12 protein-coding genes are annotated in these 12,891 nt (G+C 67.0%); 2 read left to right on the plus strand and 10 right to left on the minus strand.

Annotated elements, in window-relative coordinates:
• The first annotated feature begins 220 nt into the window (after positions 1–220).
• A complete protein-coding gene (locus tag ACPTTF_RS09895; protein ID WP_006484459.1) occupies positions 221–919 on the plus strand; it encodes a Bax inhibitor-1/YccA family protein in 699 nt (232 codons plus the stop codon).
• Between the two features lie 64 nt (positions 920–983).
• Here the strand turns inward: ACPTTF_RS09895 and rlmD are convergent, their stop codons facing one another.
• Entirely contained in the window at positions 984–2,438 is a 1,455-nt protein-coding gene (gene rlmD / locus ACPTTF_RS09900; RefSeq protein WP_208102275.1) for a 23S rRNA (uracil(1939)-C(5))-methyltransferase RlmD, read from the minus strand.
• A gap of 165 nt (positions 2,439–2,603) precedes the next feature.
• Between rlmD and ACPTTF_RS09905 the strand changes: the two genes are divergently transcribed.
• Complete coding sequence (locus ACPTTF_RS09905; RefSeq protein WP_423371871.1) at positions 2,604–3,458, plus strand: endonuclease/exonuclease/phosphatase family protein; 855 nt, start codon at positions 2,604–2,606, stop codon at positions 3,456–3,458.
• A gap of 30 nt (positions 3,459–3,488) precedes the next feature.
• Here ACPTTF_RS09905 and ACPTTF_RS09910 read toward each other — a convergent pair whose 3' ends face one another.
• From ACPTTF_RS09910 to ACPTTF_RS09950, 9 genes are all read right to left on the minus strand, one after another.
• A complete protein-coding gene (locus ACPTTF_RS09910; RefSeq protein WP_166965756.1) occupies positions 3,489–4,265 on the minus strand; it encodes a 3'-5' exonuclease in 777 nt (258 codons plus the stop codon).
• Positions 4,266–4,268: 3 nt separating this feature from the next.
• Positions 4,269–5,357: an RNA polymerase sigma factor RpoS gene (rpoS, locus tag ACPTTF_RS09915; protein ID WP_166965758.1), complete on the minus strand. Its 1,089-nt coding sequence runs from the start codon at positions 5,355–5,357 to the stop codon at positions 4,269–4,271.
• Between the two features lie 11 nt (positions 5,358–5,368).
• Positions 5,369–6,256, minus strand: coding sequence for a peptidoglycan DD-metalloendopeptidase family protein (locus ACPTTF_RS09920; RefSeq protein WP_423371074.1), 888 nt, complete (start codon positions 6,254–6,256; stop codon positions 5,369–5,371).
• A 5-nt stretch (positions 6,257–6,261) separates the two neighbouring features.
• Positions 6,262–7,194, minus strand: a complete 933-nt coding sequence (locus ACPTTF_RS09925) for a protein-L-isoaspartate(D-aspartate) O-methyltransferase (RefSeq protein ID WP_423371075.1) — start codon at positions 7,192–7,194, stop codon at positions 6,262–6,264.
• The gene (gene surE, locus ACPTTF_RS09930) at positions 7,191–7,952 is read right to left on the minus strand and encodes a 5'/3'-nucleotidase SurE (RefSeq protein ID WP_423371076.1); all 762 of its coding nucleotides are present in this window, start codon (positions 7,950–7,952) and stop codon (positions 7,191–7,193) included. The genes ACPTTF_RS09925 and surE overlap by 4 nt, the downstream gene beginning before the upstream one ends.
• A gap of 222 nt (positions 7,953–8,174) precedes the next feature.
• Positions 8,175–9,380, minus strand: coding sequence for a CaiB/BaiF CoA transferase family protein (locus tag ACPTTF_RS09935; RefSeq protein ID WP_166965766.1), 1,206 nt, complete (start codon positions 9,378–9,380; stop codon positions 8,175–8,177).
• A gap of 48 nt (positions 9,381–9,428) precedes the next feature.
• Positions 9,429–10,025 carry a recombination mediator RecR gene (gene recR / locus ACPTTF_RS09940; RefSeq protein ID WP_006478665.1) on the minus strand — a complete coding sequence of 199 codons (597 nt, stop codon included), beginning with the start codon at positions 10,023–10,025 and terminating at the stop codon, positions 9,429–9,431.
• Positions 10,026–10,056: 31 nt separating this feature from the next.
• Complete coding sequence (locus ACPTTF_RS09945) at positions 10,057–10,383, minus strand: YbaB/EbfC family nucleoid-associated protein (RefSeq protein WP_006482124.1); 327 nt, start codon at positions 10,381–10,383, stop codon at positions 10,057–10,059.
• 92 nt (positions 10,384–10,475) lie between these two features.
• Complete coding sequence (locus ACPTTF_RS09950) at positions 10,476–12,860, minus strand: DNA polymerase III subunit gamma/tau (protein WP_423371077.1); 2,385 nt, start codon at positions 12,858–12,860, stop codon at positions 10,476–10,478.
• Positions 12,861–12,891 lie beyond the last annotated feature (31 nt).

The following is a 12,891-nucleotide window of genomic DNA, read 5'->3' on the forward strand; positions in this document are numbered from 1 at the left end:
GTTCAAATGAATCCGCTATTGTAGCACGATCCCGTGTATCATTGCGATTGAACCCTTACACACGCGAAAGGTTCCGAATCTATATGTTTTGTGCCGCACGGCCATTGAAACCTCCCGGCACGGAACGTATCTTAGCCATAGCTGCTCCGGTTTGCTGCGCCGCACACCGCGTGTGCCGAACCGGCCCCGGACGCCCACGCGTTCAATGTTAGGAGAAACCATGAACGACTATCCGTACAATTTCGGCCGCGGCGGTTCCGTCAGCACCGCCGAGGTTCGCAACCGCGTGCTGCGAAACACGTACTGGCTACTCGCGCTGTCGATGGTGCCGACCGTGCTGGGCGCCTGGGTCGGCGTCGCGACAGGCTTCTCGCTGTTCGCGGCCACGAGCCCGATGATGAGCCTGCTCGCGTTCTTCGCGATTGCGTTCGGCTTCATGTTCGCGATCGAGCGGACGAAAAACAGCGCGGCCGGCGTGTTCGTGCTGCTCGGCTTCACGTTCTTCATGGGCCTGATGCTGTCGCGGCTGCTGAGCTTCATCCTCGGCTTCTCGAACGGCCCGTCGCTGATCATGCTCGCGTTCGGCGGCACCGGCATCATCTTCGCCACGATGGCGACGATCGCCACCGTCAGCAAGCGCGATTTCTCGGGTCTCGGCAAGTGGCTGTTCATGGGCGTGATCGTGATCCTGCTCGCGTCGGTCGCGAACATCTTCCTGCAACTGCCGGCACTGATGCTTACCGTGTCGGTGCTCGCGATCGCGATCTTCTCCGCGTACATGCTGTTCGACGTCCAGCGCGTCGTGAACGGCGGCGAGACGAACTACATTTCGGCGACACTCGCGATCTACCTCGACCTGTACAACGTGTTCACGAACCTGCTCGCACTGCTCGGCATCTTCGGCGGCAACCGCAACTGACGTTCGCCATGCATCATGAAAAACCGGCCCGCGGGCCGGTTTTTTTACGTCCGCCGCCCGGGGATCAGTCGCGTTCGAACAGCGCGATCGATTCGACGTGCGACGTATTCGGGAACATGTTCACGACACCCGCGCCCTTCAGGCGGTAGCCGGCCTCGTGCACGAGCAGGCCCGCGTCGCGCGCCAGCGTCGACGGGTTGCACGACACATAGACGATGCGCTTCGGCAGCGGGCCTTCACCGCTTTGCGCGATCTCGGCCAGCGCCTTCGACACCGCGAGCGCGCCTTCGCGCGGCGGGTCGATCAGGAACTTGTCGAATGCGCCGAGCGCACGGAGGTCGTCACCCGTCACCTCGAACAGGTTCCGGCACGCGAACGTCGTGTGGCCGTCGACACCGTTCTCGCGCGCGTTCGCCAGTGCACGCGTCGTCAGCGTGTCGCTGCCCTCGATGCCCATCACCTCGCGCGACAGCCGCGCGAGCGGCAACGTGAAGTTGCCGATTCCGCAGAACAGGTCGAGCACGCGGTCGTCGCGCGACGGCGCGAGCAGACGCAGCGCGCGGCCCACCAGCACGCGGTTGATCTGATGGTTGACCTGCGTGAAGTCGGTCGGCTTGAACGGCATGCGGATACCGAATTCCGGCAGCGTGTAGTCGAGCGACACGTCGAGCGGATAGAACGGCGTCACCGTATCAGGGCCCTTCGGCTGCAGCCAGAACTGCACCTTGTGCTCATCCGCGAACGCGCGCAGCAACGCTTCGTCGTCGGTGTTGATCGGCTCCAGCACACGCAGCACGAGGGCCGTGACTTCCGAGCCGACCGCGAGCTCGATCTGCGGCATCCGATCGCGAATCGACAGCCCCTCGACGAGCCGGCGCAGCGGCACCAGCATCGCCGACACGTGCGGAGGCAGCACTTCGCAGCTCGTCATGTCGGCAACGTAGCTGCTCTTCTTCTCATGGAACCCGACCAGCACGCCGCCCTTCTTTGCGACGTTGCGCACGGTCAGGCGTGCACGGTAGCGATAGCCCCACGACGGGCCGTGGATCGGCGCGAACATCGTTTCAGCGCGCAGCTTCGCCAGGTGCCACAGATTGTCTTCGAGCACGCGCTGCTTGACCGCCACCTGTGCGCGCATATCGAGATGCTGCATCGAGCAGCCACCGCAGGTGCCGAAGAACGCGCATTTCGGCTTCGTGCGCATCACGCTCGGGCGCAGAATATCGACAACCGTCGCCTGCTCGTAGCTCGGCTTGCGGCGGTAGCTCGAATAGGTCACGCGCTCGCCCGGCAGCGCCCCCTCGACGAAGATGACCTTGCCCGGCTCGCCGTCCTCGGTGATCGTGCGGCCGACACCGCGCGCTTCCATGTCGAGCGATTCGATCTCGAGAACCGGGGCGATTCCGGGCGCGACGGGCGCATTTCTTGATTTGCGCGCAGAAGTGGGGACGGCTTCGGACACCAGCTTTTCCTGACAAACGTTGAAGAAGGCGAGATTGTAGACGACGAAGGCTCGCATCGCCCGCTTTGCATGAGGCAAGCGTCGATACTTAAGCATAGACGGCCCGGCATTGCGCCGGAACGGCCCGGCAGGCAGCCCGGGGAGCGCCCACGGCCGGCGCAGGCAGTGGAGCCGATCGGGAGCCGCCCCCGACCCGGAATCCGCCCGGCAGGAGATTCGACCATGCGACTGATCGACTGGAACATCCAATGGGGTCGGGACGCGAACGGCGTCGTCGATCTTTCGCGGACCGTCGCTGCGATCCGCAGGCTCGGCGACTTCGACGTGCTGTGCCTGCAGGAAGTCACGCGCGGCTTCGGCGCATTGCCCGGCCGGCCCGGCACCGACCAGTTCGCCGAACTCGCAGCGCTGCTGCCCTGCCATACGATCGTCGAAGCGATCGGCGCCGACCTGCCGGCCATCGAAGCCGGCGCACCGCGCCGCCAGTTCGGCAATGCGATCGCGACCCGGCTGCCGGTCGGGCGCGTGCTCCGCCAGTTACTGCCGTGGCCGGCAGACGCCGGCGCGCCGTCGATGCCGCGCGTCGCGCTCGACGTCGAGTTGCAGACACCCTTCGGACCACTGCGCGTGGTCACCACGCATCTGGAATACTATTCGGCGCGCCAGCGGCTCGCTCAGGTCGACGCGCTACGTGACCGGCACCGCGAGGCCTGCGCGCACGCGGCACGACCGGCACCTGCCGAAACCGTTGAGGGGCCGTTCAGCGCGACTGGCCAGCCGTGCGATGCGATCGTCTGCGGCGATTTCAACAGCGCGTTCGGCAGCGATGCCTATTGTCGATTCCTGGAGCCGATCGCAGACGCGCCGCGCTTCGTCGACGCGTGGGTCGAACGGCACCCCGGCCGCTCACCACCGCCAACGGCGGGCGTCTACGATACGGTGCAATGGTCGGAGGGGCCGCTCGCGTGCGACTTCGTATTCGTGACCGATACGCTGCTGCCGCGCGTCATGCACTGCGACATCGACGGCGACGTCCGCGCGTCGGATCACCAGCCGGTACTGCTCGAACTCGATTGATCGTGCCGGCCGCGGCGCAGCCCGCACGCGCTACGCGTCGAAGCCAGCCAGGTATTCGGCCCAGTGCGACGCAGGCTCCTGTGCAAGCGAGTTCTTCACAAGCAGGATCTCGTCCGCATACTCGCTCGGCGTCAGGCCGCCACGCATCAACTGGAACCGGCAGTACAGCAGGTAGGTATTGACGACGTCGGTTTCGCAGTAGTTGCGGATTTCCTCGATCCGCCCGTCCTGGAACGCCGGCCACACCTGGCTGCCATCCATCCCGAGCTTGCCCGGAAAGCCGCACATCTTCGCAAGCGCGTCGAGCGGCGCGTTCGCGCGCGCCTGATACATCGCGAGCACGTCCATCAGGTCGGTATGCCGCGAGTGATAGCGCGAGATGTAGTTGTTCCACTTGAAATCGCGGTCGTCCTCGCCCAGATCCCAGTAGCGGGTCGCGGGAATGCCATGCACGAGCGCGCGGTAATGGAGCACCGGCAGATCGAAGCCGCCGCCGTTCCACGACACGAGCTGCGGCGTGTATTTCTCGATCACGCGGTAGAACGACTGGATCAGCGTCGCTTCGTTGTCCTGCGCCGTGCCGAGCGAGCGTACGCGAAAACCGTTGTTGTCACGGAACACGCACGAGATCGCCGCGATGCGCTGCAGGTGGTGCGGCAGGAAATCGCCGCCGGTCTTCTCGCGGCGGGCGGCGAACGCATGTTCAGCCACCGCGGCATCGTCGAGCGTCGCGGGCAGGTCTTCCAGACGGCGAATGCCGTCGACATCGGGAATCGTCTCGATGTCAAAAACAAGAATCGGAGTCATCTGTTACAGAACGGCGTCCTTGCGCACGCCGTTGGAGGCAAAAAACCGCTTGAGGCGCACCAGCGCTTCCTGCTGGATCTGGCGCACGCGCTCGCGCGTGAGCCCCATCTCGTCGGCAAGCTCCTCGAGCGTCGCCGGTTCGATGTGGTTCAGGCCGAAGCGGCGCTCGATCACGTGCCGATGCTTGTCGGACAGCCGCGACAGCCACGCGCGGGTCAGCGTCTCGAGCTCGCGGTGCTGCACTTCGGCGTCGGGCGACTGGCTCTGGTCGTCGGGCAGCAGGTCGAGCAGGCTGCTCGCGGGATCGAGGTCGAGCGGCGCGTCGAGCGACGCCGTGTGCTCGTTGAGCGCGAGGATGTCGGTGACTTCTTCGGCGGTCTTGCCGGTGAGATAGGCGATGTCGTCGATGCTGGCTTCGCGGCGCTCGGCCGCTTCGCCCGTCGACATCGAATTCTTTTCGAGGTGGCGCTTCGCGCGCAGCACCTGGTTCAGTTCGCGGATCACGTGCACGGGCAGGCGCACCGTGCGGGCCTGGTTCATGATCGCCCGCTCGATGCTCTGCCGGATCCACCACGTCGCGTAGGTCGAAAAACGGAAGCCGCGCGTCGGGTCGAATTTTTCGATCGCGTGCATCAGGCCGAGGTTGCCCTCCTCGATCAGGTCGAGCAGCGGTACCCCACGGTTCAGATACCCCTTCGCAATGCTGACGACGAGGCGCAGGTTGCGCTCGATCATCACCTGCCGCGCCTCGAATTCACCGGCCTTGGCCAGACGCGAATAGCGCTGCTCCTCCTCGACGGTGAGCAGCGGCTTCACACTGATACGGTTCAGGTAATGCTGGATCGTGTCGGCCGTGAGTTCGGCCTGTAGCATCGTGCGGAAATCGTCGACATCCGGCGCCGCCTCGGCGCGGCCTTCGCGCTCGTCGTCGCCGCCGTCCGCCTCGGCGTCGCGCGCCTCGAGATCGCGTTCGTTATCCGCGCTGTCGTCATCGTCGTCCGTCGAAGCACCCGCTCGCCCCACCGATGCTTGCGTGGCACGACTGATCTTCTCAGACTCGGCTTGCGGCTCGTGGCGCTTCGATTTCGGCATGGTCGTCTCGGTTATTGAGGCGGCAAATACTTCAGCGGATCGACAGGTTTACCCTGCCGGCGAACCTCGAAATGCAGCATCACGCGGTCGGAGTCGCTGTTACCCATCTCGGCAATCTTCTGCCCCTTCGTTACCGCGTCCCCCTCTTTTACCATCAAAGCGCGATTGTGTGCATACGCCGTGAGGTAAGTTGCATCGTGTTTGATGATAATGAGGTTGCCGTAGCCACGCAGGCCATTGCCGGAATAGACGACGCGGCCGTCGGCTGCCGCCTTCACGGCCTCGCCGGCCGTACCGCCGATATTGACGCCCTTGTTCTTCGCGTCGTCGAACCCGTTCAGCACGGGGCCGCGCGCGGGCCACGCGAACGTCACGGGGCCACTCGGCGCAGCTGCCGTGTCGCTCGATGCGCCTGCCGCGGCAGGCGGTGTCGCAACCGAGGACGACGTACCGGCGGCCGGCGTTGCCGGGCCGCTGCTGAGCGGCGCGGTAGCAACGGCGGCGCCCGCGATCGGCGCGGCGACCTGCGTGCCCGCCACGGCGGCACCGGCCTGCGGCGAAACGCGCAGCAGCTGGTCGACTTCAATCTGATTCGGGTTCGCCAGGTTGTTCCACGCGGCGATGTCGCGATAGTTCTGCCCGTTTTCGAGTGCGATCCGGTACAGCGTGTCGCCCGGCTTCACCCGGTAGTAACCCGGCGGCGCCGGCGGAAGCGGCACCGCGGGCTGCGCGGCGGCAGTCGTGCCGAGCGAACCGGAGCGATCGACGACGGGCGCGTTGTCGAGCCGCGTCGCACAGGCGGCCAGTAGCGTGGAGAACGCAGCTACGCAGATCGCGCGCTGGGCGAGCGTGAGCGGTTCCCTGGATCGGTTGTTTTGCATCGCGCGCAACATACTCATCGGTTTCAAATTACTCCGGATTTTAAAGGGACAAAGAAAACGCGATCAAGCCGTGACTCTCGCCATTGCGCGTGCGCGACGCGCTCGACGAGCGTGAGCACCTGGTGCTGCCCGCTCTGCGCGCCGACCGGCGCGACGAGCCGCCCGCCGATCGCGAGCTGCTCGAGCAGCGCCTGCGGCACGTCAAGCCCTGCCGCCGCGATCACGATCGCGTCGAACGGGGCCGCGGACGGCAGGCCGACACGCCCGTCGCCGTAGTGCAGACGGATGTTCGGCACGCGCAGCGGCCGCAGGTTCAGCTTCGCGCGCTCGTAGAGCGGCTTGATGCGTTCAATCGAATACACGTCGCGTGCCACGTGGCTCAGCACGGCGGCCTGATAGCCGCAGCCCGTGCCGATCTCGAGCACGCGCTCGAGTGTGCGGCCGGCCATCGCGAGCTCGATCATGCGCGCGACAACCGACGGCTTGGAAATGGTTTGCTGGTGGCCGATCGGCAACGCCGAATCCTCGTAGGCCTGCGTCGCGAGCCCCGGATCCACGAACAGGTGGCGCGGCACCGCGGCCATCGCGTCCAGCACGCGCGCGTCGGTCACGCCGTTCGCGCGCAATCGTTCGACCATCCGCTCGCGCACGCGTTCCGACGTGAGCGCGAACGCGCCGGCCGGCGCGACGCTCGGCGCAGCCGGTTTCGGCATCGCGGGCTTCAGCGCGGTCGGCTTCGGTGCGGTCGCGGGCTTCGCAGCGGCGGAACCGGGCAATGCTGTTCGCACCGCAGCAGGTTTCACCGCAACCGGTTTCAGCACGGCCGCGGGCTTGTCGGCGGCCTTCGATACCGCGACCGCCGCATGGCGTTCGCCGGCCCGACCTTCCGACTTGCGTGGCGCTCGCTTGAGATCCTCGAGCGCGAGCGGGAACCGCTTCGCGCGCTCGCCGCTCATGAAGCCCGCCCTCCGGCGCTCGCCCATTCGCGCGTCGCGGGCAGCATCTGCGTGTGCGTGAGGTCCAGCTGCAGCGGCGTGATCGACACGAAACCGTTTGCCACCGCGTGAAAATCGGTGCCTTCGCTGGCGTCCAGCGCTTCGCCCGCCGCGCCGATCCAGTAGATCGGTTCACCGCGTGGGTCGGTCTGGCGAATCACCGGCTGCGACGGGTGACGCTTGCCGAGACGCGTGACCTTCCAGCCTTTCAGTTCGTCGTAAGGCAGGTTCGGAATGTTGACGTTCAACAGCGGTTGTCCCGGCAGCGGATGCGCGAGGTAGTGCGCGACGATTTCCCCGGCGACGCGCGCCGCGTCCGCCAGATAGGCCCAGCCCTTGTCGGCCAGCGAAAACGCAATGGCCGGCACGCCGAACATGATGCCTTCGGTGGCGGCTGCAACTGTCCCCGAATAGAGCGTGTCTTCGCCCATGTTCTGGCCGTTGTTGATCCCGGAAACGACGAGATCCGGCCTGGCGTCGGCCATCCCTGTCAACGCGACGTGCACCGAATCGGTCGGCGTGCCGTTCACGTAGAAGAAACCCGTACTCGCCGCACGCTGCACCGACAGCGGCCGCGACAACGTGAGGGAATTCGACGCGCCGCTGCAGTTCTGCTCGGGCGCGATCACCGTGAGCTCGGCCAGCGGCTGCAGCGCGTCGCTGAGCGCGGCGAGACCGGGGGCGAGATAGCCGTCGTCGTTGCTGAGTAGGATTCGCATCCGGCGATTGTAACCGAGGAAAGATGGCGCGAGAGCGACAGTCCGGCGACTGCGGATGGACCGTTGCGGGCACCCGTGCACGCTGCGCCGCCGCGTTGCGCGGCGGCGTTCCGCGCGCTCAGGAAAACGCCGAGCCGCCCCGGGTTTTCCGCCGCCGAAGGAGCCCCCTTGGGGAATGCTCCCTTCGGGGAGCCTGGCACGCGGCGACAGGCCCGGGAGCGCTCAAATCGCGCCCGCGTCGCGCAGTGCCGCGATCGCCTGCACATCGTAGCCGAGGCCGCGCAGCACCTCGTCCGTGTGCTCGCCGAGTTCGGGCCCGAGCCAACGCGTTTCGCCGGGCGTATCCGACAGCTTCGGCGTGATGTTCGGCAGCGGAATGTCGGTGCCGTCGGCCAGCTTGAAGCGCTGGATCATCTGCCGCGCGACGAACTGCGGATCGGTGAACATGTCGGCGGCGCTGTAGATGCGACCGGCCGGCACATCGGCCGCGTTGAGCACGACAAGCGCTTCATCGATCGTGCGCGGTGCGAGCCACGCGGCAATCGCGTCGTCGATCTCCTGCGTGCGCGGCACGCGCCCGTCGTTTTGCGCGAGCGCGGGATCGTCGGCGAGGTCGTCGCGCTCGATCGCCTTCATCAGCCGCTTGAAGATCGGGTCGCTGTTGCCGCCGATCACGATGCTGCCGTCGCGGCATGCATACGTGTTCGACGGCACGATACCCGGCAGCGACGCGCCGGTGCGCTCGCGCACCATCCCGTACACGCCGTATTCGGGCACCACGCTTTCCATCATGTTGAAGACGGCTTCATACAATGCAACGTCGACCACCTGCCCCGCACCGCCGTTGACCTTGCGGTGATGCAATGCCATCAGCGCGCCGATCACGCCGTGCAGCGCGGCGATCGAATCGCCGATGGAGATGCCGATGCGCGGCGGCGGCAGGTCGGGATATCCGGTGATGTGACGCAGCCCGCCCATCGATTCGGCGATCGCGCCGAAGCCGGGCCGGTCGCGGTACGGGCCCGTCTGCCCGTAGCCGGACAGGCGCACCATCACGAGGCCCGGGTTCTCGGCCGACAGCACGTCGTAGCCGAGCCCGAGCTTTTCCAGCAGGCCCGGGCGGAAATTCTCGATTACGATGTCGGCCTCACGCGCGAGTTGCCGCGCGATCGCCTTGCCGGCGTCTGCCTTCAGGTTGAGCGTGACCGATTTCTTGTTGCGCGCCTGGACGGACCACCACAGCGACGTGCCGCCCTGCTCCGGGTGGAGCTTGCGCCACTTGCGCAACGGGTCGCCGCCGTTCGGATCCTCGATCTTGATCACTTCCGCGCCGAATTCGGCGAACAGCCGCGACGCGAACGGCCCCGCGATCAGCGTTCCGAATTCGAGCACTTTGACGCCCGCGAGCGGGCCCTGGCTGGTGCTCATGTGTCTCCCTGGCATGAGGAACGGCGCCGCCGACCGGCGGCGCCCGACTTACATCGTGCGGCGATCGAGCATCGCGCGGGCGATGGTACCCGCATCGACATATTCGAGCTCGCCGCCCACCGGCACGCCGCGCGCGAGGCGCGTGACCGCAAGCCCGCGCGCCTTCAGCGTCTGGCCGAGGTAGTGCGCGGTGGCTTCGCCCTCGTTCGTGAAGTTGGTCGCGAGCACGACTTCCTTGACGACCCCGTCGGACGCTCGCCGCACGAGGCGGTCGAAATGGATTTCCTTCGGGCCGATCCCGTCGAGCGGGCTCAGCCGCCCCATCAGCACGAAATACAGCCCGCGGTAAGTCATCGTCTGCTCGAGCATGATCTGGTCGGCGGGCGTCTCGACGACGCACAGCAGCGTCGGATCACGCTCTTCGTCGCTGCAGACCTCGCAGATCTGCGCTTCGGTGAACGTGTTGCACTTCTCGCAGTGCTGCAGGTGCTCGGTCGCGAACAGCAGCGACCGGCCGAGCCGCTCCGCGCCTTCGCGATCGTGCTGCATCAGGTGGACCGCCATGCGCTGGGCGGATTTCGGCCCGACGCCGGGCAGCACGCGCAACGCTTCGACGAGAGCGGACAGGGCGGACGGCTGTTTCATACGGCGGCAAAAAGTGGCACGGACGCCGCGCTCAGAACGGCAGCTTGAAGCCCGGGGGCAGCGGCAGGCCCGACGTCATGCCGCTCATCTTTTCCTGCGACGTCGCTTCGGCCTTGCGCACGGCGTCGTTGAACGCAGCCGCGACCAGGTCCTCGAGCATGTCCTTGTCGTCCGCGAGCAGGCTCGGGTCGATCGACACGCGACGCACTTCGTTGCGGCACGTCATCGTCACCTTGACGAGACCGGCGCCCGACTGCCCTTCGACTTCGATCAGCGCAAGCTGCTCCTGCATCTTCTTCATGTTTTCCTGCATTTGCTGCGCTTGCTTCATCAGTCCGGCGAGGTTGCCTTTCAACATGGGAATACTCCTTCTTGATCGTGTGAAAACCGGCACGCGGCGCGTGCCGGTCAATGTGTGGGCGTGATTGTGCCTGTCGCGGGGCGGTCAGTTCAATGCAGCGTCGGCGGCGGGCCGTCCGGCGCCGCGTCGGCGAGCGGGCGCACCGAACCCTCGACGATGCGCGCACCGAAGTCGCGCACGAGCTGCTGGACGAACGGATCGCCGTGAATCTCCTGCTCGGCCTCACGCTGGCGTGCCGCGCGCGCGGCCGCATCGAGTGCCGCCGCCGTACGCCGTGCGGGCCCGACTTCGACCGCCACCTCGACCGGCTTGCCGAGCGCATCGGCCAGCGCGGCCTTCAGCTTCGCCACCTGCGCGGCGTCGGCATATTGCGGCACCGGCACGGAAAGTTTCAACGTCGTCGCATCGACCGCCGTCAGCTCGCTGTTGAACGCGAGCTGGTACGCGACACCCTTGAGCGGCAGCCGCGCGGCGAGCGCCGGCCATTCGCCGTCGAAGCCGACTGGATCGAGCGTGATCGCGGGCGGCAGCGGACGCGTGTCGACCGGTGCGGACGGACGCGTTTCCGCCGGCTTCGGCGTCACGCGCACGTCGTCGGGGCCGCTGTCGAATACCGGTACGAAGCCATCGTCGGGCGGGCCGCCAAACATCTCGTCGGCGCTGAGCGGCACGTAGTCGTCCGGCGGGATGTCCTCCCACGGCGGCGAGGCCTGGCGCGAATCGGCCGCTTGCGGCGCACGGGCCGCAGCGCGCGGCGTCGGCACCTGTACGGCGGCGGGACGCGGTGCGGCCGGCTTCTCGGCGGCCGGCTGGGCTGCCGGTTTCGCGGCAACGCCTGCGCGCCCGCGGTCGGACGACACACGCATCCCCGCGTTACGCAGCACGTCGAGCGCGGCGGCGGCTCCTCCGGAACGCGCTGCCGGACGCGCGGCGGGCTCGGGCGGCGCAGCGCGCGGCACCGGTTCGGCCGGCGCAGCCGGTTCGTCGCTACGCTGCGCAACGGCAGTGGGCGGCTTGGGTTCATTGCGGACGGGTGTCGGCTTTTCGCCGGCCGGCTCTGCTTGCGACTCTGCTTGCGACTCTGCTTGCAGCGCTGCGGCCGGATGCGGCTGCGGCGTTTCGACAACTGGCGCGCCAACCGGAGCCGGTGCGGTTACCTGGACGGCAGCCGGCTTCGCGGCCGGCCGGGCCATTTCGTCGCCCGACTGCACCGGCGCCGAGCGCACAACCGGCGCCGCGGGCGCAGCCGTTGCGGCAGCCTGCGGCCGCGCTGCCTCGGCAGGTGCGGCCGATACCGGCTTCGCCGCAGCAGCCGTTGCCGCCGCAATGCGCGGACCCGGCACCGCACGCGGCACGGAAGGCTGGCCGCCCGGCGCACTGCCGGCTGCAACAGCCGGCTCGAACGCGAGCATCCGCAGCAGCGTCATCGTGAAGCCGGCGTACTCGTCCGGCGCCAGGCCGAGTTCCGCGCGACCGACCGTCGCGATCTGATAGAACAGCTGGACCTGCTCGGGGCTCAGCGTCTCCGCGAAGCGGCGCAGGTCGCCCGCTTCGGGCCACTCGTCGAGCACCGAGCCTGGCGCGAACTGCGCCCACGCGATCCGGTGCAGCAGGCTCGCGAGATCCTGAAGCGCGGTCGAGAACGACAGGCTGCGCAGCGACATCTCGTCGGCAATCGCAAGGATTTCCGGGCCGCTGCCCGCTGCAAGCGCGTCGAGCAGACGCACCATGTAAGTCTGGTCGAGCGCACCGAGCATGCCCGACACGGCCGACTCGGTCACCTCGTTTGCCGAGTAGGCGATCGCCTGGTCGGTGAGGGACAGCGCGTCGCGCATGCTGCCCTGCGCCGCACGCGCGAGCAGGCGCAGCGCCTGCGACTCGAACGTAATGTGCTCTTCGCCGAGAATCCGTTCGAGATGCGACACGATGTGCCCGGCCGGCATCTGCTTCAGGTTGAACTGCAGGCAGCGCGACAGCACGGTGACGGGGATTTTCTGCGGATCGGTCGTCGCAAGGATGAACTTGACGTGCGGCGGCGGCTCCTCGAGCGTCTTCAGCATCGCGTTGAACGCGTGATTCGTCAGCATGTGCACTTCGTCGATCATGTAGACCTTGAAGCGCGCATCGACGGGCGCGTACACGGCACGCTCGAGCAGCGCGGCCATTTCATCGACGCCGCGGTTGCTCGCGGCATCCATCTCGACGTAATCGACGAAACGCCCTTCGTCGATCTCTCGACAGGCCCGACACACGCCGCACGGCTGCGACGTGACGCCGGTTTCACAGTTGAGCGCCTTGGCGAAAATCCGCGACAGTGTCGTCTTGCCGACACCGCGGGTTCCGGTAAACAGATAGGCGTGATGGAGACGCCCGCCGTCGAGCGCGTGCGTGAGCGCCCTGACGACGTGCTCCTGGCCGACGAGCGAAGCGAAATCCTTCGGACGCCACTTGCGTGCGAGAACTTGATAGGTCATCGGGAAATTGTATCAGTAACGCTGCGTCGCG

Source organism: Burkholderia crassaminum, from assembly GCF_964265005.1.
GTDB lineage: Bacteria > Pseudomonadota > Gammaproteobacteria > Burkholderiales > Burkholderiaceae > Burkholderia.

Bases quoted from the DNA above. Each gene is read 5' to 3' on its own strand.
- surE (WP_423371076.1), bottom strand. From the start codon at position 7,952: ATGCGAATCCTACTCAGCAACGACGACGGCTATCTCGCCCCCGGTCTC.
- ACPTTF_RS09910 (WP_166965756.1), bottom strand. From the start codon at position 4,265: ATGACTCCGATTCTTGTTTTTGACATCGAGACGATTCCCGATGTCGAC.
- ACPTTF_RS09925 (WP_423371075.1), bottom strand. From the start codon at position 7,194: ATGAGCGGCGAGCGCGCGAAGCGGTTCCCGCTCGCGCTCGAGGATCTC.
- rpoS (WP_166965758.1), bottom strand. From the start codon at position 5,357: ATGCCGAAATCGAAGCGCCACGAGCCGCAAGCCGAGTCTGAGAAGATC.
- recR (WP_006478665.1), bottom strand. From the start codon at position 10,025: ATGAAACAGCCGTCCGCCCTGTCCGCTCTCGTCGAAGCGTTGCGCGTG.
- ACPTTF_RS09920 (WP_423371074.1), bottom strand. From the start codon at position 6,256: ATGAGTATGTTGCGCGCGATGCAAAACAACCGATCCAGGGAACCGCTC.
- ACPTTF_RS09935 (WP_166965766.1), bottom strand. From the start codon at position 9,380: ATGAGCACCAGCCAGGGCCCGCTCGCGGGCGTCAAAGTGCTCGAATTC.
- ACPTTF_RS09905 (WP_423371871.1), top strand. From the start codon at position 2,604: ATGCGACTGATCGACTGGAACATCCAATGGGGTCGGGACGCGAACGGC.
- ACPTTF_RS09895 (WP_006484459.1), top strand. From the start codon at position 221: ATGAACGACTATCCGTACAATTTCGGCCGCGGCGGTTCCGTCAGCACC.
- rlmD (WP_208102275.1), bottom strand. From the start codon at position 2,438: ATGCGAGCCTTCGTCGTCTACAATCTCGCCTTCTTCAACGTTTGTCAG.
- ACPTTF_RS09950 (WP_423371077.1), bottom strand. From the start codon at position 12,860: ATGACCTATCAAGTTCTCGCACGCAAGTGGCGTCCGAAGGATTTCGCT.
- ACPTTF_RS09945 (WP_006482124.1), bottom strand. From the start codon at position 10,383: ATGTTGAAAGGCAACCTCGCCGGACTGATGAAGCAAGCGCAGCAAATG.